The organism is Variovorax sp. GW821-FHT06D12 (assembly GCF_059419205.1).
Window position 1 is genome coordinate 899,032 of the sequence record NZ_JBWKRI010000002.1, and the last position, 17,952, is coordinate 916,983.

A 17,952-nucleotide genomic window follows, 5' to 3' on the forward strand; every position below is an offset into this window, starting at 1 on the left:
GAGGGATGGGGCACGGGGTCAGACAGCCAGCCGCTCGAGCTGCGCCACGCGGTTCATCGCGCTGTGCAGCGACATCAGCAGGCCCAGGCGGTTCAGCCGCAGGTCGGCCTGCTCGGCATTCACCATCACGTCCGTGAAGAACGCATCGACCGGTTCGCGCAGCGCGGCGAGCGTCTGCAGCGAGCCGGTGTAGTCGCCCGCATCGAACTGGGCGTTGGCAGCGGGCACGACCTGCGCCATGGCGGCGTGCAGCGCCTTCTCGGCCGGCTCCTGCAGCAGCAGTTCGCTCACGTGCGCGTCGGCCTCGGGCGCCTTCTTCAGGATGTTGCCGATGCGCTTGTTGGCGGCGGCCAGTGCGGCGGCGGCGGGCAGTGCGGCAAAGGCGCGCACGGCCGCCAGCAGCTTGGGCACTTCGCCCAGGCGCTGCGGCAGCGGGGCCAGCACGGCGTCGACTTCCTGGGCACTGGCGCCCTGCTCGCGCAGGCTGCCGGCGAGCCGGTCGAGGATGAAGTCGCGCAGCTCGACCGTGGCCTTGCTGCTGTCGAAGCCGTCGATGGCGCTGAACTGCGCGGCGGCGTCCTGCAGCAGGGCATCGAGCCCCAGCGCGAGGTCTTTCTCGATCAGCATGCGGATCACGCCCAGCGCGTGGCGGCGCAGCGCGAACGGGTCGCGGTCGCCGGTGGGCAGGTTGCCGATGCCGAACATGCCGACCAGCGTCTCGAGCTTGTCGGCCAGCGCGACCACGAGGCCCACGCTGTTGCGCGGCAGCTCGTCGCCGGCGAAGCGCGGCTTGTAGTGGTCTTCGATGGCGTCGGCCACTGCGGCGTCGAGGCCGTCGTGCAGCGCGTAGTAGCGGCCCATCGTGCCCTGCAGCTCGGGGAACTCGCCGACCATGTCGGTCACGAGGTCGGCCTTGGCCAGTTGGGCGGCCTGGGTCGCCTGCGCAGCCAGCGTGGCGTCGCCGAGCTTTTCGGCAATGCCGCGCGCGATGTGCATCACGCGCTGCACGCGTTCGCCCTGCGTGCCGAGCTTGTTGTGATAGACCACCTTGCCCAGCGACTCGACGCGCGAGGCCAGTGATTTCTTGCGGTCCTGGTCGAAGAAGAACTTGGCGTCGGCCAGGCGCGGGCGCACGACGCGCTCGTTGCCGCCGGTCACGGCGCTCGCGTCGTCGGGGCTGATGTTGCTGACGACAAGGAACTTGTTGGTGAGCTTGGCTTGCGCGTCGAGCAGCGGGAAATACTTCTGGTTGGCCTTCATCGTGAGGATGAGGCACTCCTGCGGCACTTCGAGGAACTCGCGCTCGAAGCTGCAGACCAGCACGTTGGGGCGCTCGACCAGCGCCGTGACTTCGTCGAGCAGCGCGTCGTCGTGGATCGGCACGGAGCCGCCGCCCACCGTCACAGCGGCGGCCGCGAGCTGTCGTGCGATTTCGGCGCGGCGCGCTTCAAAGCTGGCGATGACGGCACCGTCGTCCTGCAGCTGCAGGGCGTAGCTGTTGGCATCGCGCAGCACGACGGGGTCGACCGCCGCTTCGAAGCGGTGGCCGTGCGTCTCGCGGCCGGCCTTCAGGCCCAGCGCCTCGATGGGCACCACGGTGTCGGCATGCAGCGCCACCAGGCCGTGCGCGGGGCGCACGAAGCTCACGCTGCTCCAGCCGGGCAGTTCGCAGCCGCTTTCGAGCTGGTAGCTCATGACCTTCGGAATCGGCAGCTTGGCGATGGCTTCGGCCAGGGCCTTCTGCAGGCCTTCGGCCAGCGTGGCGCCCTTGGCGGTGCTTTCGTAGAACAGGGCTTCGGCCTTGCCGTCCATGGCGCGCTTCAGGCCGGGCACGGCCGAGGCATCGGCGCCGAGCGCGGCCAGGCGCTTGAGCAGCGCGGGCGTCGGTTGGCCCGAAGCGTCGAGCCCCACAGCCACGGGCATGAGCTTTTGCGACACGGCCTTGTCGGCGGCGCGCTCGGCCACGTGCGTGAGGTGCGCGGCCAGGCGGCGCGGCGACGCATACGGCGTGAGCACCGAGCCGGCTTCGGCCAGGCCTTGGGCCACGAGCTGATCGCGCAGCACGCCGGCAAAAGCCTCGCCGAGCTTCTTCAGTGCCTTCGGCGGCAGCTCTTCGACAAACAGTTCGACCAGGAGGGAGTTCTTGTTGTTCATGGGGGTCGTCATCGCTCAGGCGGCTTTCTTCGGGGGCATCTGCGCCACCCACTCGCGCGGGGCCATCGGGAAGCCCAGGCGCTCGCGGCTGTCGTAGTAGCTCTGCGCCACGCTGCGCGCGAGGTTGCGGATGCGGCCGATGTAGGCCGCGCGCTCGGTCACGCTGATCGCACCGCGCGCGTCCAGCAGGTTGAAGCTGTGGGCAGCCTTGAGCACCTGCTCGTAGGCCGGCAGCGCGAGCTGCTCGGTCATGAGGTGCTTGGCCTGCTTCTCGTGCGCGGCGAAGGCGGTGAAGAGGAACTCGGCGTCGCTGTGCTCGAAGTTGTAGGTCGACTGCTCGACCTCGTTCTGCTTGTAGACGTCGCCGTAGCTCAGGCCGTCGGTCCACGTCAGGTTATAGACGTTGTCCACGCCCTGCAGGTACATGGCCAGGCGCTCCAGGCCGTAGGTGATCTCGCCGGTGATGGGCTTGCAGTCGATGCCGCCGACCTGCTGGAAGTAGGTGAACTGCGTCACTTCCATGCCGTTGAGCCAGACCTCCCAGCCCAGGCCCCAGGCGCCGAGCGTGGGGTTCTCCCAGTCGTCCTCGACGAAGCGGATGTCGTTCTTCTTCAGGTCGAAGCCCAGGGCCTCGAGGCTGCCGAGGTAGAGCTCGAGGATGTTGCTGGGCGCGGGCTTGAGCACGACCTGGTACTGGTAGTAGTGCTGCAGGCGGTTGGGGTTCTCGCCGTAGCGGCCGTCCTTGGGGCGGCGGCTGGGCTGCACGTAGGCGGCCTTCCAGGGCTCGGGGCCGAGCGCGCGCAGGAAGGTGGCGGTGTGCGAGGTGCCCGCGCCCACTTCCATGTCGTACGGTTGCAGCAGCGCACAGCCCTTGTCGGCCCAGTACGACTGCAGTTTGAGAATGATTTGCTGGAAGGTCAACATGAAGCTGGCCGGCGTCGGGGGCCGGACATTGGACGGGACGGTGGCGCGGCACACGCCGCGAAAGGCGACGATTTTACGTTCGCGGGAGGGCATCTCTCCCACAGCCGCTCGGGATGCCGGCTGCCGCGACAGCCCGCGCGGCTGTGGGACAAAGCCCGGCCCCGCACGCTTTTTTGCGTTTCCCGCCGCTTTCGGCACTTTCCTGCGCTTTCCCCCTCTCTCACTGCATGGCATCGCCCCACATCGGCCCCGACACCCCGTTTTTCATCGTGCTCAATGCCGGCTCCGGCAGCGAAGACGCCGCGCAGGCCCGGCAGGTCATCGACGACGCCTTTGCCGCGGACGGCCGCCGGCACCGCGTGTTCCTCGTGGACGGCCCCGGCCGCGTGCAGGCGCTGGCGCGCGAGGCGGTCGAACGGGCCCGGGCCGTGGGCGGCGTGGTGGTGGCCGCGGGCGGCGACGGCACCATCAACGCCGTGGCCCAGGCCACGCTGGGCAGCGGCTGCCCTTTCGGCGTGCTGCCGCAGGGCACCTTCAACTACTTCAGCCGCACCCACGGCATCCCGCGCGACACGGCGCAGGCGCTGCAGGTGCTGCTCGCGCAGCAGCCCCGGGCCGTGCAGGTGGGGCTGGTGAACGACCGCGTGTTCCTGGTCAACGCCAGCATGGGCCTGTATGCCGACCTGCTGGAAGAGCGCGAGAGCCACAAGGCACGCTTCGGCCGCCACCGGTGGATCGCCTTCTACTCGGGCCTGCTGACGGTGCTGCGCGGGCGCCATCGCCACTGGCAGCTGCGCATCGCCTCGCACGGCCACGAGCGCGACATCCGCACGCCCACGCTGTTCGTGGGCAACAACCCGTTGCAGCTGATGCAGGCGGGCGTCGACCACGCCGAGGCGCCCGAGCAGGGCCGGCTGACTGCGGTGGCGCTCAAGCCGGTCGGCCTGCTGGCGATGCCGAGGCTGCTGGTGCGCGGCGCGCTCGGGCGGCTGGGCGATGCCGACGAGGTGCTGAGCTTTCCCTTCGAGTCGATGACGGTGAAGGCCGGCCGGCTGCGCACGCCGCGCCGCGTGAAGATCGCCACCGACGGCGAGATCGACTGGGTCGACATGCCCCTGCTGTTCCGCGTGGCGCCCGACCCGCTGTGGCTGGTGCGGCCCGACAGCGCGCCCGAACTGGAGGCGGCACGGCCATGAGCTGCCTGCTGCAAGTGTCCGACCCGCACTTCGGCACCGAGCAGCCCGAGGTGCTGCAGGCGCTCGAACGCCTGGCGCACGCGCTGGCGCCGCAGGCGGTGCTGCTGTCGGGCGACATCACGCAGCGCGCCACGCGCCGCCAGTTCGCGGCGGCGCGGGCCTTCGCCGACCGGCTGGCGGTGCCGGTGGTCGCGATTCCGGGCAACCACGACATCCCGCTGTTCCAGCTGGCGGCGCGCGTGTTCTCGCCCTACGGCCGCTACACAGAAGCCTTCGGCCCCGACCTGGAGCCGGTGTTCGCCTGCGACGACTGGCTGGTGGTCACGGTCAACACGACGCGCTGGTACCGGCACGAGGACGGCGAGGTGTCGCCCGCGCAGGTCGAGCGCGTCGCGGCGCGGCTGGCAAGCGCCACGCCCCGGCAGGTGCGCGTGGTCGTGACGCACCAGCCGGTGCTGGTGACGCGGCCCGAAGACCGGCAGAACCGACTGCACGGGCGCGCGGCGGCGGTGGCGCGCTGGACGGCGGCGGGCGCCGACCTGATCGTCGGCGGTCACATCCACCTGCCCTTCGTGCGCCCGCTGGACGAGCGCTTTCCGGGCTGCCCGCCCACGGCCTGGGCGGTGCAGGCCGGCACCGCGGTGTCGACGCGCGTGCGCTGGGACGCGCCGAACTCGGTGAACGTGCTGCGCGCGGAGACGTCCGGCGACGGCGCGCAGCGCGTGTGCGTGGTCGAGCGCTGGGACCATTCGGCGGCAGACAAAGCCTTCACGCGCGTCGACCTATTGCGGCTTCCGCTTGCCAGCCGCGCGACGGCCCCTTAGGGTTGCGCCGCATGCCTCCTGCGGACACCCTTCTTCTTTCTTCTTCAGCCCCCTTGGTTCTTCTTGCACAACAGCTGGGCGAACACGCCCTGGCCTGGTTCGCGCTCGCGCTGACCGTGTCGGTGCTCGGCGCCGGCCTCGCCTGCCGGATGCTGCAACGGCGCCATCCGCTGCCCGACACCGGCGAGCCTGACGAATCGCGCCTGGCGCTCGGACTGGGCCTGGGCTTCGTGCTGATCCTTGCAGCGGCGGTGCTGGTCGCGTGGATCGCCTCGCACCTGGGCGACGGCCGCACCATGGGCCGCGCCGACCAGGCGCTGGCCGACGCCATCGGCGCCCACGTGCCGTGGGGCGCGCTCGTGAGTTTCAGCTGGCTCACGCATCTGGGCGATGCGCAACTGCTCGCGCCTGTGTGCCTTGTGGTCGCGCTGCTGCTCTGGCGCCACGCGCACCGCGGGCTGGCGCTCGGCTGGGTGACCGCGCTCGGCGGCATCGTGGTGCTGAACCCCGCGCTCAAGCACATCTTTGCGCGGGCCCGGCCGGTGCATGACCACGGGCTGGCGCTGGAAACGAGCTTCAGCTTTCCCAGCGGCCACAGCGCGGGCGCGATCGTGAGCTACGGGATGCTGCTGTACCTGGCGCTGCGGCTGCTGCCGGCGCGCTGGCATGTGCCGGCCGCCATGGCCGCGGTGGCGGCCATCGTCACCATCGCCTGCAGCCGGATCTTCCTGCAGGTGCACTTCGCGAGCGATGTCGCGGCCGGCCTGCTGACCGGCCTGGGCTGGCTGCTGGTGTGCGTGAGCAGCCTGGAATACGCGCGGCACCGCAAGCGCCGCACCGCGCGCTGACCGTCGATCAGTATTCCCAGAAGATGCGCTGAAGCTCTTTGGTGTTGTTGGTCTTGGTCAAGGCCACCATCGCCAGGATGCGCGCCTTCTGCGGGCGCAGGTCGTGCGCCACCACCCAGTCGTACTTGTCGTCGGGCTGCTCGGCATTGCGGATCACGAAGCCGTCGGGCACGCGCGAGCTGCGGATGACGATCACGCCGTCGGTGCGTGCCTTCTGCAGGTTCGGCACGATGCGGTCGGCCACCGAGCCGTTGCCCGTGCCGCCGTGGATCAGCGCCTTGGCGCCGCTCTTGGCGATCGCGTCGATGGCCACCGACGACACGCCTTCGTAGCCCATCGCGATCTCGACCGGCGGCAGCGCGGTGATGGTGTCGATGTTGAATTCCGAGTTCGTGGTGTGGCGCTTGACCGGCGCGCGGAACCAGTAGTTCTTGCCCTCGACGATCATGCCCAGCGGGCCCCACTGGCTGGAGAACGCGCTGGTCTTGATGTTGACGTTCTTGCTCACGTCGCGGCCGGTGTCGATGTTGTCGCCCATCGTCACGAGCACGCCCTTGCCCATCGCGTCCTTGCTGCCCGCCACGTTCACCGCGTCGTACAGGTTGAGCGCGCCGTCGGCCGACAGGGCCGTGCCCGGGCGCATCGAGCCGACCACGACGATCGGCTTGTTGGTGTGCACGGTGAGCGTCAGGAAGTAGGCGGTCTCTTCCAGCGTGTCGGTGCCGTGGGTGATCACGATGCCGTCCACGTCCGACTGCTTGGACAGCGCCGAGACGCGCTTGGCCAGCGTCATCAGGTTGTCGTTGGTGAGGCTTTCGGAAGCCACCTGGAACACCTGCTCACCACGCACGTTGGCGACCTTGGAAAGCTCGGGCAGGCCGGCGATCAGCTTCTCAACGCCGACCTTGGCGGCCGCGTAGGTGGCGCTGTTGACGGCCGACGCGCCGGCACCGGCGATGGTGCCGCCGGTCGCCAGGATCACCACGTTGGGCAGCGCCTGCTGGGCCTGCGCGAGCGCGCTGGCCGCGAGCAGTGCGGCACCGGCCGCAAAGGCACGGAAATGGGTAGAAAAGTACATACGGGCTCCTTGGTTTGAGGATGATTTCTCGAGGCGGCGAGGAAGATACATGAACCATGCCCGCATGCCATGCCGCTGCATGCCGGCATGGCATGCGGTCATGCGCCGGCCTTAGAGGGCCAGCAGCCAGCCCGCCACCGCCGCCAGCCCGACGACCCACACCGGCGACAGGCGCGCGTAGACCAGCAAGCCGAACGCCGCCAGCGCCAGCCCGAAGTCGGCCTTCGAGTGGATGGCGCTCGTCCACACCGGGTCATAGAGCGCGGCGAGCAGCACGCCGACGACCGCCGCGTTGACACCCGCCATCGCGCGCTGGACGCCGTCGCGCTGGCGCAGCGTCTCCCAGAACGGCAGCGCACCCGCCACGAGCAGGAAGGCCGGCAGGAAGATGGCCAGCAGCAGCGCCAAGCCACCCACCCATCCGCCGAACGGCCCCGGCATCGCGGCGCCGAGGAAGGCCGCGAAGGTGAACAGGGGCCCCGGCACGGCCTGCGCTGCGCCGTAGCCCGCCAGGAACACGTCGTTCGAGACCAGGCCTGTCGGCACCACGCCCGCCTGCAGCAAGGGCAGCACGACGTGGCCCCCGCCAAACACCAGCGCGCCCGACCGGTAGAAGGACGCGATGACGGACAGCGGCGGCCAATCCGTCGCCGCGGCCAGCATCGGCAGGGCGACGAGCAGCGCGGCGAACAGGCCCAGCAGCGCGGCGCCGGTCGCCCTGCTCACGCCATGGTCGCGGTGCTGCGCGGCGGGAAGATGGCCGGGCGGCAGCGCCCATCGGCCGACGACGCCCCCGGCGACGATGGCGGCGATCTGCCCCATGGCCGAAGGCACCGCGAGCACCAGCAGCGCCGCGGCGATGGCGACGCCCGCACGCAGCCGGTCGGGGCACAGCGACTTCGCCATGCCCCACACCGCCTGCGCGACGACGGCCACCGCGACGACCTTCAGCCCGTGCACCGCGCCCGATTGCGCCAGCCCCGCCCAGTGCGTGACGCCGGCCGCAAAGAGGATGAGCGCCACGGCGGACGGCAGCGTGAACCCGAGCCACGCCGCCAGCGCCCCGCCCCAGCCCGCGCGGCCGAGCCCCAGGGCGATGCCGACCTGGCTGCTCGCGGGACCGGGCAGGAACTGGCACAGCGCCACGAGGTCGGAATAGCGCTTGTCGTCGAGCCACTTGCGGCGCTCCACGAACTCCGTGCGGAAGTAGCCCAGGTGCGCCACCGGTCCGCCGAAGGAGGTCAGGCCGAGCTTCAGGAAAGCGAGAAAGACTTCGAGCACCGAGCCCCTGGCGCGAAGGTCGCCTGTGCCATCGACCACGGATGGCGCGGCGGGCTTGGGGCGGTGGTGGTGCTTCATGGACGACGACGTCGAATTTGCATCCGCCGGTACGCCTCAGCCCCGGGTGCGCCCGGGCCGGAAGAAGACCGCGCCCAGTGCGACGATCGCGAGCGCCGCGATCCACAGCGGCCACAGGCCGAAGGGTGCGACCCAGCGCGCGAAGGGCGTGAGCCCGCGCCGACCCTCGACCGGCGCTTCGAGCACGCCGCGCGTGAGGCGCGGCAGCTGGTGCGTGACGCGGCCCGCGGCGTCGATCACCACGGTCGCGCCGGTGTTGGTGGCGCGCACCATCGGCCGCGCGAACTCGAGCGCGCGCATGCGCGAGATGGCCAGGTGCTGGTCGATGGCGACCGAGTCGCCGAACCAGGCGATGTTGCTGACGTTGAGCAGGACGGTCGGTGCCGTGGCCTCGTCGCGGAAGTTCGCGCCGATCTCGTCGCCGAACAGGTCTTCGTAGCAGATGTTGGGCGCGATGCGCTGGCCCTGCCAGACGAAGGGCGCCTGTGCCAGCCCGCCGCGCTCGAAGTCGCCCAGCGGGATGCTCATCATGCGGATGAACCAGCGAAAGCCCGGCGGAATGAACTCGCCGAAGGGCACGAGGTGGTGCTTGCTGTAAGCGTAGGGCTGCGCCGCGCCACCGGGCATGAAGCCGAGCACGGCGTTGCGGTAGGTGCCCGGCCCGTCGCCGAGCGGCAGGCCGACGATGGCGGCCTGCTGCGAGCCCGGCTGGCCGTAGCGTTCCTGGATGCTGTCGAGGTAGCCGGCGGGCAGCTGGCGCGGCAGCAGCGGCAGCGCCGTTTCGGGCGTGACCACGAGTTGGGCCTTGGCGTCGCGCAGCTGTTCGGCGTACCAGCGCAGCGCGGTTTCGATGCCGCCGCCGGGAATGAATTTCTCGTCCTGCGGGATGTTGCCCTGCAGCAGTGCGACCTGCAGCGTGCCGGCAGTGCCCTGCGCGCCGCGCGCATCGGCAGGCAGCGGCGAGACAACGTTGGGCAGCACGAAAACCGCGGCGAGCAGCATCGCGGCCAGCGCCGTCGGCACCACGCCACGCAGCGGCAGCCGCCGCGCGACCAGCGCCACGGCCAGTGCCGCGGCGGCGCCGATGCCGTACACGCCGACCCACGGCGCCAGCGCGGCCAGCGGGCCGTCGACATGGGCGTAGCCACCTGCGCCCCAGGGAAAGCCGGTGAACCAGCTGCCGCGCACGAGCTCGGCCAGCGTCCACAGCGCGGCGAACACGAAGGCGCCCGCGATGCGCCCTGCCGGCCCGCGCACCACGAACCAGGCGCAGGCCACGGCGTAGTAGAGCCCGAGCGCCGCCGCCAGCGCGAGCACGGCGATCACCGCCAGCGGCGCCGGCAGCCCGCCGTAGGTGTGCATCGAGATGAAGAGCCACCAGAAGCTGCCGGTGAGCCAGGCGGTCGCGAACACCCAGCCGTGCAGGCCGGCGCGGCGCCAGCCCGCGCCTTGGGCGCGCAGGCCGTCGAGCAGCCAGACCAGCCCCGCCAGCGACAGCAGCTGCAGCCACCACAGCGGACGGCCGTCGCCCGGCCAGGCGATGGACAGGGCCTGCGCCACGCCCGCCAGGCCGAAGCCGAGCAGGCGAAGCAGCCCGGAGGCGGCGGAGGAAGGGGGAGAGGTGGGCGAGACGCGGGCCGGGGCCGCTGCTGCGGGCGCCGGCATCAGTCGGCCGCGTCGCCGCCGCGCGCCGGCGACACCCGGAACCAGCGCACCGCGCCGCCCTTGGTGTGCAGCACCACGAAGTCGAAGCCGCCGATGGCGTGGTGCTCGCCGCGCTTGGGCACGTGGCCCATCTCGTGCGCGATGAGTCCGCCGATGGTGTCGAAGTCTTCGCTCAGCTGTTCTTCATTGAAGACGATGCCGAAGGCCTCGGCCACGCGCTCGATGGGCGTGTCGCCCGAGACGCGGTAGGTGTGGTCGGCCAGGCCGAAGATGTCGCCCTCGTCCTCGGCGATGTCGAACTCGTCCTCGATCTCGCCGACGATCTGCTCGAGCACGTCCTCGATGGTGATGAGGCCGGCTACGCGGCCGAACTCGTCGATGACGATGGCCAGGTGGTTGCGGTTGCCGCGGAACTCGCGCAGCAGGTCGTTCAGGCCCTTGCTCTCGGGCACGAAGGTGGCCGGGCGCAGCAAGGCGCGGATGTTCAGGCCCGGCGCGCGCTGCAGCTTGAGCAGGTCCTTCGCGAGCAGGATGCCGATGATGTTTTCTTTTTCGCCCTCGTAGACCGGAAAGCGCGAGTGCGCGGTCTGGATCACGGCGTGCAGCAGCGCGTCGAAGGGCGCGTCGATGTCCACGAGGTCCATGCGCGGCGCCGCGACCATCACGTCACCGGCCGTCATGTCGGCCATGCGCAGCACGCCTTCGAGCATCACGCGCGATTCGGCGCCGATCACCTCGTTGTCCTCGGCATCGGCGAGGGTTTCGATCAGCTCGTCGCGCGAATCGGGGCCGGGGTGGATGAATTCGGCGAGCTTCTGGAGAAAGCCACGCTTGTCTTCCCGTTCAACGGGAGCGCGTTCAGGGTGAGGGTCGGCCACTGCGGGAGGGCGGAGTTGAAGAGAGACAAGGATAACGGATTGCGCATGACAGGCTCTACCGTCCGGCCGGCATAGGCCGGCCCTGCCCGCTCAGGGCGCCGATTTGCTTCTTGCGTCGCGCATGCCGCTGCGCACTTCCTGCAGGCTCGCCAGGAAGGCCCAGAACTGCTTGGCGCGGCTCTTGAGCGCGAAATCGACCGCGGCGTAGTGCTCCAGCGCGATCTCGCTCATGCGGCTGTCGAAGGTGGCGGTGGGCAGCTGCAGGTGCGCCTCCGACTCGGAGCCGCTGCGCACCACGGTGGCGCCGGCGTTGCGGGCGATCTTGAGCATGGCCGCGTTTTCGCTCAGCGCATGGATGAAGAGCATGCCCACGCCTTCGTTGCGCGCAGCAACCACGGCGCGTTCGAACAGGCGCGCACCATAACCGCGGCCGCGGGCGTGCGACGACACGGACACGCCGAATTCGGCGCAGTCGCTGTGCTGGTCGCCGGGTGCGTAGGCCACGTGCGCCATCGCGATCAGGTCGAGGCGGCGGTTGTAGATGCCGAACAGTTCGTCACGGTCGAAGTCCAGGCCTTCGACATAGCGCAGGACCTGCTCGTCGGCCGCGGCATAGCCGAAGCGCAGGTAGCGGTCGTGCGGCGTCAGGTCCAGCAGGTGGCGCGCGATGCGTTCGCGTTCGCGCGGGCCGATCGAACGGATCGGCACCATGACGGGTGGGGGCGCGCTGACGGCGCGCGGTTGCGCCTCAACCATCGGCGCCTTCAGGAAAGAGCCGAGGCCGAGAGACGCTTTGAGGAGGGTCTTGGCGGTAAGCATGGCTCCAATGTAAGGGTTTTCCCTTAATCACCAAGCCCGCAAGGACACTTTCTGGACGCATTCGTGACTCGATACCAGAGTGCGTGGTGTTTCCGCAACCAATTTGTGGTTAAACGGGCACAGATGTTGTGGCTTTGACACGATCGAGCACGAAGCTGGTCTTGCAGTCTTCGACGCTGGGGTGCTTCAGCAGGGTGTCCATGATGAAGCGGCTGTAGTGCGCCATGTCGGCCACCACCACGCGCAACAGGTAGTCCATGTCGCCGGTGAGGGCCGCGCACTCGACCACCTCGGGCCAGGTCTGCACGCTGGCGCGGAACAGGTCCATGGGGTTGCGCTTGTGGCTTTCGGTGTGCTTTTCGAGCCGCACGTTCAGGTAGGCCGTGAGGCCCAGGCCGACCGCCTCGGGCTGGACCAGGGCCACGTAGCGGTCGATGACCTTGTGCTCTTCGAGCCGCTTGACCCGCCGCAGCACGGCGCTGGGCGACAGGCTGACCTGCTCCGCGATCTGGTCGTAGGTGGCACGGCCATCTGCTTGCAGCATGCGCAAAATGAGCCGATCTATCTTGTCGAGTGCTTCCATTTCCTCATTTTTGCAGTTTTACTGCGTCATGGCCACCCAGGGCGCCCAGAAACGCAGAAAACCTGAACGCCTTCCGACCTACAGTGCAGCACGGCCCGAATCCGAGCCTTTGTTTTCCTTTCTGCACAACTTCCCCACTTTCCGGAGACAGCACCCATGAGCCACGCCGACGCCCCCGCCTTCACGCCCTGGGAGAACCCGATGGGCACCGATGGCTTCGAATTCATCGAGTACGCGGCACCCGATCCGGTCGCGATGGGCAAGGTGTTCGAGCGCATGGGCTTCGTGGCCATCGCCAAGCACCGCCACAAGAACGTGCTGCTGTACCGCCAGGGCACGATCAACTTCATCCTGAACGCCGAACCCGATTCGTTCGCCCAGCGCTTTGCGCGCGAGCACGGCCCGAGCGTGTGCGCCATCGCCTTCCGCGTGCAGGACGCCAAGCAGGCCTACGAGCGCGCCACCGCGCTGGGCGCCTGGGGCTTCGCCGACAAGGCCGGCCCGGGCGAGCTGAACATTCCCGCCATCAAGGGCATCGGCGACAGCCTGATCTACCTGGTGGACCGCTGGCCCGGCAAGAACGGCGCGCAGCCGGGCGACATCGGCAACATCGGCTTCTACGACGTGGACTTCGAGGCGCTGCCGGGCGTGTCGTCGCAGGACGCGCTCGCGCGCAAGGGCAACGGCCTGACCTACATCGACCACCTGACGCACAACGTGTACCGCGGCCGCATGGACGTGTGGGCCAATTTCTACGAGAAGCTCTTCAACTTCCGCGAAGTGAAGTACTTCGACATCGAAGGCCAGGTGACGGGCGTGAAGAGCAAGGCCATGACCAGCCCCTGCGGCAAGATCCGCATCCCGATCAACGAAGAAGGCAAGGAACAGGCCGGCCAGATCCAGGAGTACCTGGACATGTACAAGGGCGAGGGCATCCAGCACATCGCCATGGGTTCGGACAACCTGTACGAGAGCGTCGACGCGCTGCGCGCCAACGGCGTGACGCTGCTGGACACCATCGACACCTACTACGAGCTGATCGACAAGCGCATTCCCGGCCACGGCGAAAGCGTGGCTGAGCTGAAGAGCCGCAAGATCCTGATCGACGGCAAGAAGGACGCACTGCTGCTGCAGATCTTCAGCGAGAACCAGCTGGGCCCGATCTTCTTCGAGTTCATCCAGCGCAAGGGCGACGACGGCTTCGGCAACGGCAACTTCAAGGCGCTGTTCGAGAGCATCGAGCTCGACCAGATGCGCCGGGGCGTGCTGAGCGCCGCAAAATAAGGCGCTTCACCACTGCCCTGGAGCCCGGCATGCGCCACGCGTCTTCTTCGACTGTCGTCACTTCCTTCGTCGCGGCAGTTGCCGCTGCTGTCGTGCTCTCGGGCTGCGCTTCGGCGCCGCCCGCGGCCGGCCCGGGTGCCTCGCACCTGGACACGGTGCAGAAGGCGGCGGTGCTGCGCATCTGCACGCCGGGCGACTACCGGCCCTTCAGCTTCCAGAAGGCCGACGCCTCGTTCGAAGGCATCGACGTCGACCTGATGGCCGGCTTCAGCGCCAGCCTCGGCGCCAAGCCCGAATGGGTCAAGACGACGTGGGCCAACCTGCTGCCCGACCTGGCCGCGGGCAAGTGCGACATCGCCGTGGGCGGCGTGTCGGTGACCACCGACCGCCAGAAGCGTGCCTTCTTCAGCACGCCCTACATGGTCAACGGCAAGACGCCCATCGCGCGCTGCGCCGACGTGGCCAAGTACCAGAGCGTGGCGGCCATCGACCAGCCGTCGACCCGCGTGATCTTCAACCCGGGCGGCAGCAACGAACGCTTCGCCCGTACCCACTTCAAGCAGGCCAGGCTCACGCTGCACGGCGAGAACGTCACGATCTTCGACGAGATCCTGGCCAACCGCGCCGACGTGTTCGTCACCGAATCGGCCGAGGCCATCACGCAGCAGAAGCTCAAGCCCGGGCTGTGCGCCGTGAACCCCGACAAGCCGCTGCAGTACGGCGAGATGGCCTGGATGCTGCCGCGCGACGACGTGGCTTTCAAATCGTATGTCGACCAATGGCTGCACCTGCAGCAAGCCGGCGGCGACTTCCAGCGCGTGATGGACCGCTGGCTCAAGTAACCCGAGAAACCGAACGCCCCATGGATTCCCCCGCCGCCGTTGTCACTCCCGCCGTCTATGGCGCCTCCGATCGCCCGCCGCGCGGCGACTACTCGCGCGGCGGTTCGGTGCAAGCCGACTACACCTGCCCGCAGGACTGGGCCAGCTACACGGCGGCCGACCACGACACCTACAAGCGGCTGTACGAACGCCAGGCCGCGCAGCTGACGGGCCTGGCCTGCGATGCTTTCATCAAGTCGCTGCCGCTGCTCGGCGTGAAGGACCGCATCCCGCGCTTCGAGGAACTCAACGAGCGCCTGCACCGCGCCACCGGCTGGGAGATCGTCGCGGTGCCGGGGCTGATTCCCGAGCTGCCCTTCTTCACGCTGCTGGCGAACCGCAAGTTCCCGGTGACCGACTGGATCCGCAAGCCCGAAGAGTTCGACTACATCGTCGAGCCCGACGTGTTCCACGACCTGTTCGGCCACGTGCCGATGCTGTTCGACCCCACCTTCGCCGACTACGTGCAGCGCTACGGCCAGGGCGGCATCAAGGCGCACGAGCTGGGCGCGGGCGAGAAGCTGGCGCGGCTGTACTGGTACACGGTCGAGTTCGGCCTGATCCGCCAGCCCGAGGGCCTGCGCGCCTACGGCGCCGGCATCCTGAGTTCGGTCGGCGAGCTGCAGCACGCGGTGCGCAGCCCCAAGCCGCACCGCCTCCCGCTCGACCTGCTGCGCACCATGCGCACGCAATACAAGATCGACACCTACCAGGCCAACTACTTCGTGATCGAGAACTTCGCGCAGCTCTTCGATCTCACGGCCCCCGACTTCACGCCGCTGTACCGCGCGCTCGAGGTCGAGCCCGACATCCCGGCCGGCGTGCTGCTGCCGGGCGAATCCGGCAACGCCTGATCGCATTGCAGTGACCCGAGCGCGCACGGCGGCTATCGCCTGCGCGACACCGGGCAAGCGCCCCTAGGACAAGCCCGCTGGCGGGTGGGAGGCATTGGCTCCCACAATCCGCGCCAAAGGAGCTTGCATGCAGACATCCGCGCGACAGAACTACCCGGCCGGCGTGCCGCACGAGATTCATCCGGAGCAGTACCGCTCCCTGCCTCACATGTTCGACGAGGCCTTCGGCCGCTACAAGGACCGTCCGTTCTCGGTCTGCATGGAGCGCTGGATGTCGTACGGCGAGCTCGACACGCTCTCGAAGGCGATGGGTGCCTGGCTGCAATCGCAGGGCCTCGCGCCCGGTGCGCGGGTGGCGATCATGCTGCCCAACGTGCCGCAGTTCGCGGTCACGATGTGCGCCGTGCTGCGCGCGGGCTACACCTGCGTCAACGTCAATCCGCTGTACACGGCGCGCGAGTTGGAGCACCAGCTCAAGGACTCCGGCGCCACCGCCATCGTCATCCTCGAGAACTTTGCCGCCACGCTCGAACAGGTGATCGAGCGCACGCCCGTCAAGCACGTGGTGATGACCGCGATGGGCGACCTGCTCGGCGGGCTGTACGGCGCCTGGATCACGGTGGCCGTGCGCCACCTGGCCAAGATGGTGCCGCCCTACAAGCTGCCGCTGAGCGACGGCCGCACGGTCACGCCGTTCAAGCAGGCGATTGCCGAAGGCCGCGGACGCACGCTCGGGCCCGACCAGAGCACGCTCGATTCGATCGCCTTCCTGCAGTACACGGGTGGCACCACCGGTTTGTCGAAGGGCGCGGTGCTGACCCACCGCAACATCGTGGCCGCCACGCTGCAGGCTGAAGCCTGGTTCACGCCCGCACTGGCGCGGGCCGGCGACCTGGCGAAGGTCAACAGCATCGCCGCGCTGCCGCTGTATCACATCTTCGCGCTGACGCTGTGCCTGCTGGTGATCCGCCAGGGCTCACACATGACGCTGATTCCGAACCCGCGCGACTTCAACAAGTTCGTCGCGGTGCTGAAGAAGCGGCCCTTCCACATGCTGCCGGCCGTGAACACCCTGTTCAATGCGCTGCTGATGCACCCGGAGTTCAAGACAGTCGACTTCTCCACGCTGTTCGTCTCGCAGGCCGGTGGCATGGCTGCCTCCGAAGGCACGGCGCGCAAGTGGTTCGAAGCCACCGGCTGCCCGATGATCGAAGGCTGGGGCATGAGCGAGACCTGCGCGATCGGCACCAACAACCCGGTGTCGAACACGAAGTTCACGGGCACCATCGGCCTGCCGTTGCCGAGCATTGAGATCGCGATCAAGGACGATGAAGGCCAATCACTGCCGATCGGACAGGCGGGCGAGCTGTGCATCAAGGGGCCGAACGTGATGACCGGCTATTACAACCAGCCCGTCGAGACGGCCGCAGCCTTCACGGCCGACGGCTTCATGCGCACCGGCGACATCGCCGTGATGCAGGAAGACGGCTACAGCCGGATCGTCGACCGCAAGAAGGACATGATCCTCGTGAGCGGCTTCAACGTGTTCCCCAACGAGTTGGAGAACGTGATCTCGCTGTGTCCGGGGGTTGTCGAATGTGCGGCCGTCGGCGTGCCAGACGAGAAGCAGGGCGAAGCCATCAAGGTCTTCGTGGTCCGCAAGGACCCGACGCTGACGGAAGACGCCGTGCTCCAGTACTGCAACGGACAGCTCACCGGCTACAAGCGGCCGAAACACATCGAGTTCCGCGAGTCGCTGCCCAAGACCAACGTGGGGAAGATCCTGCGGCGCGAGCTGCGCACCAGCACCGGTGCCTGAGCGCGTGGGGCGCCACTGGGAAGCCAGCGCCGGGCTGCCAGCGAATGTCGTCGTGTTCGAGCGGGGCTGGCTGTCTTCGAACAACATCCTCTTCGTCGGAGCCGAGGAAACGGCGCTGGTCGACACCGGCTATGCCACGCATGCCGATCAGACGCTGGCCCTGGTGGAGTCGGTGTTGGGCAAACGTCCACTCGATCGGGTGCTGAACACACATCTGCACAGCGATCACTGCGGGGGGAACGCGGCGTTGCAGCAGCGTTATCCATCGCTGCGGACGGACATCCCGCCTGGAGAGGCGGCGCTGGTTGAACGATGGGATGCGCAGGGTCTGAGTTTTCTTGCGACGGGGCAGAGTTGCCCGCGCTTTGGCTTCACTGGACTGCTCGAGCCAGGCACTGAATGCCTGCTGGGAGACAGCGCGTGGCAAGTGCATGGGGCTCCAGGTCACGATCCGCACTCGGTGATCCTATTCGACCCGGTGTCGCGGACTCTGATTTCAGCGGACGCGCTCTGGGAGAACGGGTTTGGCATCGCCTTTCCGGAGCTGATGGGTGAGCCCTCGTTCGGGGACATTGCGGCAACGCTCGATTTGATCGAGAAGTTGGCGCCGCGGCAGGTGATCCCGGGGCATGGTGGCGTCTTCACCGATGTCGAGCGCGCGTTGCATACGGCGCGCAAGCGTTTAGCTGGCTTGGAGCGCGATCCTGTAAAGCACGCGCGTCACGCGATGAAGGTGCTGATGAAGTTCAAGCTTCTGGAATTGCATGCGGTGTCGCACGCTGAGTG

At 68.6% G+C, this 17,952-nt stretch carries 16 protein-coding genes; 8 read left to right on the forward strand and 8 right to left on the reverse strand.

Annotation, left to right across the window (positions count from 1 at the left end; all coding sequences use genetic code 11):
- Positions 1-18 precede the first annotated feature (18 nt).
- Positions 19-2,154, reverse strand: a complete 2,136-nt coding sequence (gene glyS, locus AC07SQ_RS10545) for a glycine--tRNA ligase subunit beta (RefSeq protein ID WP_095947895.1) — start codon at positions 2,152-2,154, stop codon at positions 19-21.
- Positions 2,155-2,169: 15 nt separating this feature from the next.
- The gene (gene glyQ / locus AC07SQ_RS10550; protein WP_062481784.1) at positions 2,170-3,078 is read right to left on the reverse strand and encodes a glycine--tRNA ligase subunit alpha; all 909 of its coding nucleotides are present in this window, start codon (positions 3,076-3,078) and stop codon (positions 2,170-2,172) included.
- A 227-nt stretch (positions 3,079-3,305) separates the two neighbouring features.
- Between glyQ and AC07SQ_RS10555 the strand changes: the two genes are divergently transcribed.
- Genes AC07SQ_RS10555 through AC07SQ_RS10565 form a run of 3 tightly spaced genes read left to right on the forward strand, consistent with a single transcriptional unit; the run spans position 3,306 to position 5,946 of the window.
- Positions 3,306-4,274 carry a diacylglycerol/lipid kinase family protein gene (locus tag AC07SQ_RS10555; RefSeq protein WP_495273639.1) on the forward strand — a complete coding sequence of 323 codons (969 nt, stop codon included), beginning with the start codon at positions 3,306-3,308 and terminating at the stop codon, positions 4,272-4,274.
- Entirely contained in the window at positions 4,271-5,098 is an 828-nt protein-coding gene (locus AC07SQ_RS10560; protein WP_495273640.1) for a metallophosphoesterase family protein, read from the forward strand. Before AC07SQ_RS10555 ends, AC07SQ_RS10560 begins: the two co-directional genes overlap by 4 nt.
- Before the next feature lie 53 nt (positions 5,099-5,151).
- On the forward strand, positions 5,152-5,946 hold the full coding sequence (locus AC07SQ_RS10565) for a phosphatase PAP2 family protein (RefSeq protein WP_495273641.1): 795 nt from the start codon (positions 5,152-5,154) through the stop codon (positions 5,944-5,946).
- A 7-nt stretch (positions 5,947-5,953) separates the two neighbouring features.
- Here the strand turns inward: AC07SQ_RS10565 and AC07SQ_RS10570 are convergent, their stop codons facing one another.
- From AC07SQ_RS10570 to AC07SQ_RS10595, 6 genes are all read right to left on the reverse strand, one after another.
- Positions 5,954-7,024, reverse strand: coding sequence for an asparaginase (locus AC07SQ_RS10570; RefSeq protein WP_492687423.1), 1,071 nt, complete (start codon positions 7,022-7,024; stop codon positions 5,954-5,956).
- 111 nt (positions 7,025-7,135) lie between these two features.
- Positions 7,136-8,383 (reverse strand): chromate efflux transporter, encoded by a 1,248-nt coding sequence (gene chrA, locus AC07SQ_RS10575; protein ID WP_495273642.1) that lies wholly within the window; start codon positions 8,381-8,383, stop codon positions 7,136-7,138.
- Between the two features lie 36 nt (positions 8,384-8,419).
- Positions 8,420-10,048 carry an apolipoprotein N-acyltransferase gene (gene lnt, locus AC07SQ_RS10580; protein ID WP_495273643.1) on the reverse strand — a complete coding sequence of 543 codons (1,629 nt, stop codon included), beginning with the start codon at positions 10,046-10,048 and terminating at the stop codon, positions 8,420-8,422.
- Positions 10,048-10,926, reverse strand: a complete 879-nt coding sequence (locus AC07SQ_RS10585) for a CorC family transporter (RefSeq protein ID WP_495263199.1) — start codon at positions 10,924-10,926, stop codon at positions 10,048-10,050. Before AC07SQ_RS10585 ends, lnt begins: the two co-directional genes overlap by 1 nt.
- A 90-nt stretch (positions 10,927-11,016) precedes the next feature.
- Entirely contained in the window at positions 11,017-11,745 is a 729-nt protein-coding gene (locus AC07SQ_RS10590) for a GNAT family N-acetyltransferase (protein ID WP_062482250.1), read from the reverse strand.
- Between the two features lie 109 nt (positions 11,746-11,854).
- Entirely contained in the window at positions 11,855-12,328 is a 474-nt protein-coding gene (locus AC07SQ_RS10595; protein WP_070062947.1) for an Lrp/AsnC family transcriptional regulator, read from the reverse strand.
- 156 nt (positions 12,329-12,484) lie between these two features.
- Here AC07SQ_RS10595 and hppD point away from each other — a divergent pair, with 156 nt between their 5' ends.
- The 5 genes from hppD to AC07SQ_RS10620 form a co-directional block, all read left to right on the forward strand.
- Positions 12,485-13,612, forward strand: coding sequence for a 4-hydroxyphenylpyruvate dioxygenase (gene hppD / locus AC07SQ_RS10600; protein WP_062482244.1), 1,128 nt, complete (start codon positions 12,485-12,487; stop codon positions 13,610-13,612).
- Positions 13,613-13,641: 29 nt separating this feature from the next.
- On the forward strand, positions 13,642-14,454 hold the full coding sequence (locus AC07SQ_RS10605) for a transporter substrate-binding domain-containing protein (RefSeq protein WP_495273644.1): 813 nt from the start codon (positions 13,642-13,644) through the stop codon (positions 14,452-14,454).
- 20 nt (positions 14,455-14,474) lie between these two features.
- A complete protein-coding gene (phhA, locus tag AC07SQ_RS10610; protein ID WP_495273645.1) occupies positions 14,475-15,347 on the forward strand; it encodes a phenylalanine 4-monooxygenase in 873 nt (290 codons plus the stop codon).
- A gap of 127 nt (positions 15,348-15,474) precedes the next feature.
- Positions 15,475-17,166 (forward strand): AMP-binding protein, encoded by a 1,692-nt coding sequence (locus tag AC07SQ_RS10615; RefSeq protein ID WP_495273646.1) that lies wholly within the window; start codon positions 15,475-15,477, stop codon positions 17,164-17,166.
- Positions 17,159-17,952: MBL fold metallo-hydrolase (locus AC07SQ_RS10620; RefSeq protein ID WP_495273647.1), on the forward strand; the 794-nt coding region annotated here is incomplete at its 3' end. The genes AC07SQ_RS10615 and AC07SQ_RS10620, both read left to right, overlap by 8 nt.

Coding starts and splice junctions, on each gene's coding strand:
- AC07SQ_RS10560 (WP_495273640.1), top strand. CDS start 4,271: ATGAGCTGCCTGCTGCAAGTGTCCGACCCGCACTTCGGCACCGAGCAG.
- glyQ (WP_062481784.1), bottom strand. CDS start 3,078: ATGTTGACCTTCCAGCAAATCATTCTCAAACTGCAGTCGTACTGGGCC.
- hppD (WP_062482244.1), top strand. CDS start 12,485: ATGAGCCACGCCGACGCCCCCGCCTTCACGCCCTGGGAGAACCCGATG.
- chrA (WP_495273642.1), bottom strand. CDS start 8,383: ATGAAGCACCACCACCGCCCCAAGCCCGCCGCGCCATCCGTGGTCGAT.
- AC07SQ_RS10595 (WP_070062947.1), bottom strand. CDS start 12,328: ATGGAAGCACTCGACAAGATAGATCGGCTCATTTTGCGCATGCTGCAA.
- glyS (WP_095947895.1), bottom strand. CDS start 2,154: ATGAACAACAAGAACTCCCTCCTGGTCGAACTGTTTGTCGAAGAGCTG.
- lnt (WP_495273643.1), bottom strand. CDS start 10,048: ATGCCGGCGCCCGCAGCAGCGGCCCCGGCCCGCGTCTCGCCCACCTCT.
- AC07SQ_RS10590 (WP_062482250.1), bottom strand. CDS start 11,745: ATGCTTACCGCCAAGACCCTCCTCAAAGCGTCTCTCGGCCTCGGCTCT.
- AC07SQ_RS10555 (WP_495273639.1), top strand. CDS start 3,306: ATGGCATCGCCCCACATCGGCCCCGACACCCCGTTTTTCATCGTGCTC.
- AC07SQ_RS10615 (WP_495273646.1), top strand. CDS start 15,475: ATGCAGACATCCGCGCGACAGAACTACCCGGCCGGCGTGCCGCACGAG.
- AC07SQ_RS10605 (WP_495273644.1), top strand. CDS start 13,642: ATGCGCCACGCGTCTTCTTCGACTGTCGTCACTTCCTTCGTCGCGGCA.
- AC07SQ_RS10570 (WP_492687423.1), bottom strand. CDS start 7,024: ATGTACTTTTCTACCCATTTCCGTGCCTTTGCGGCCGGTGCCGCACTG.
- phhA (WP_495273645.1), top strand. CDS start 14,475: ATGGATTCCCCCGCCGCCGTTGTCACTCCCGCCGTCTATGGCGCCTCC.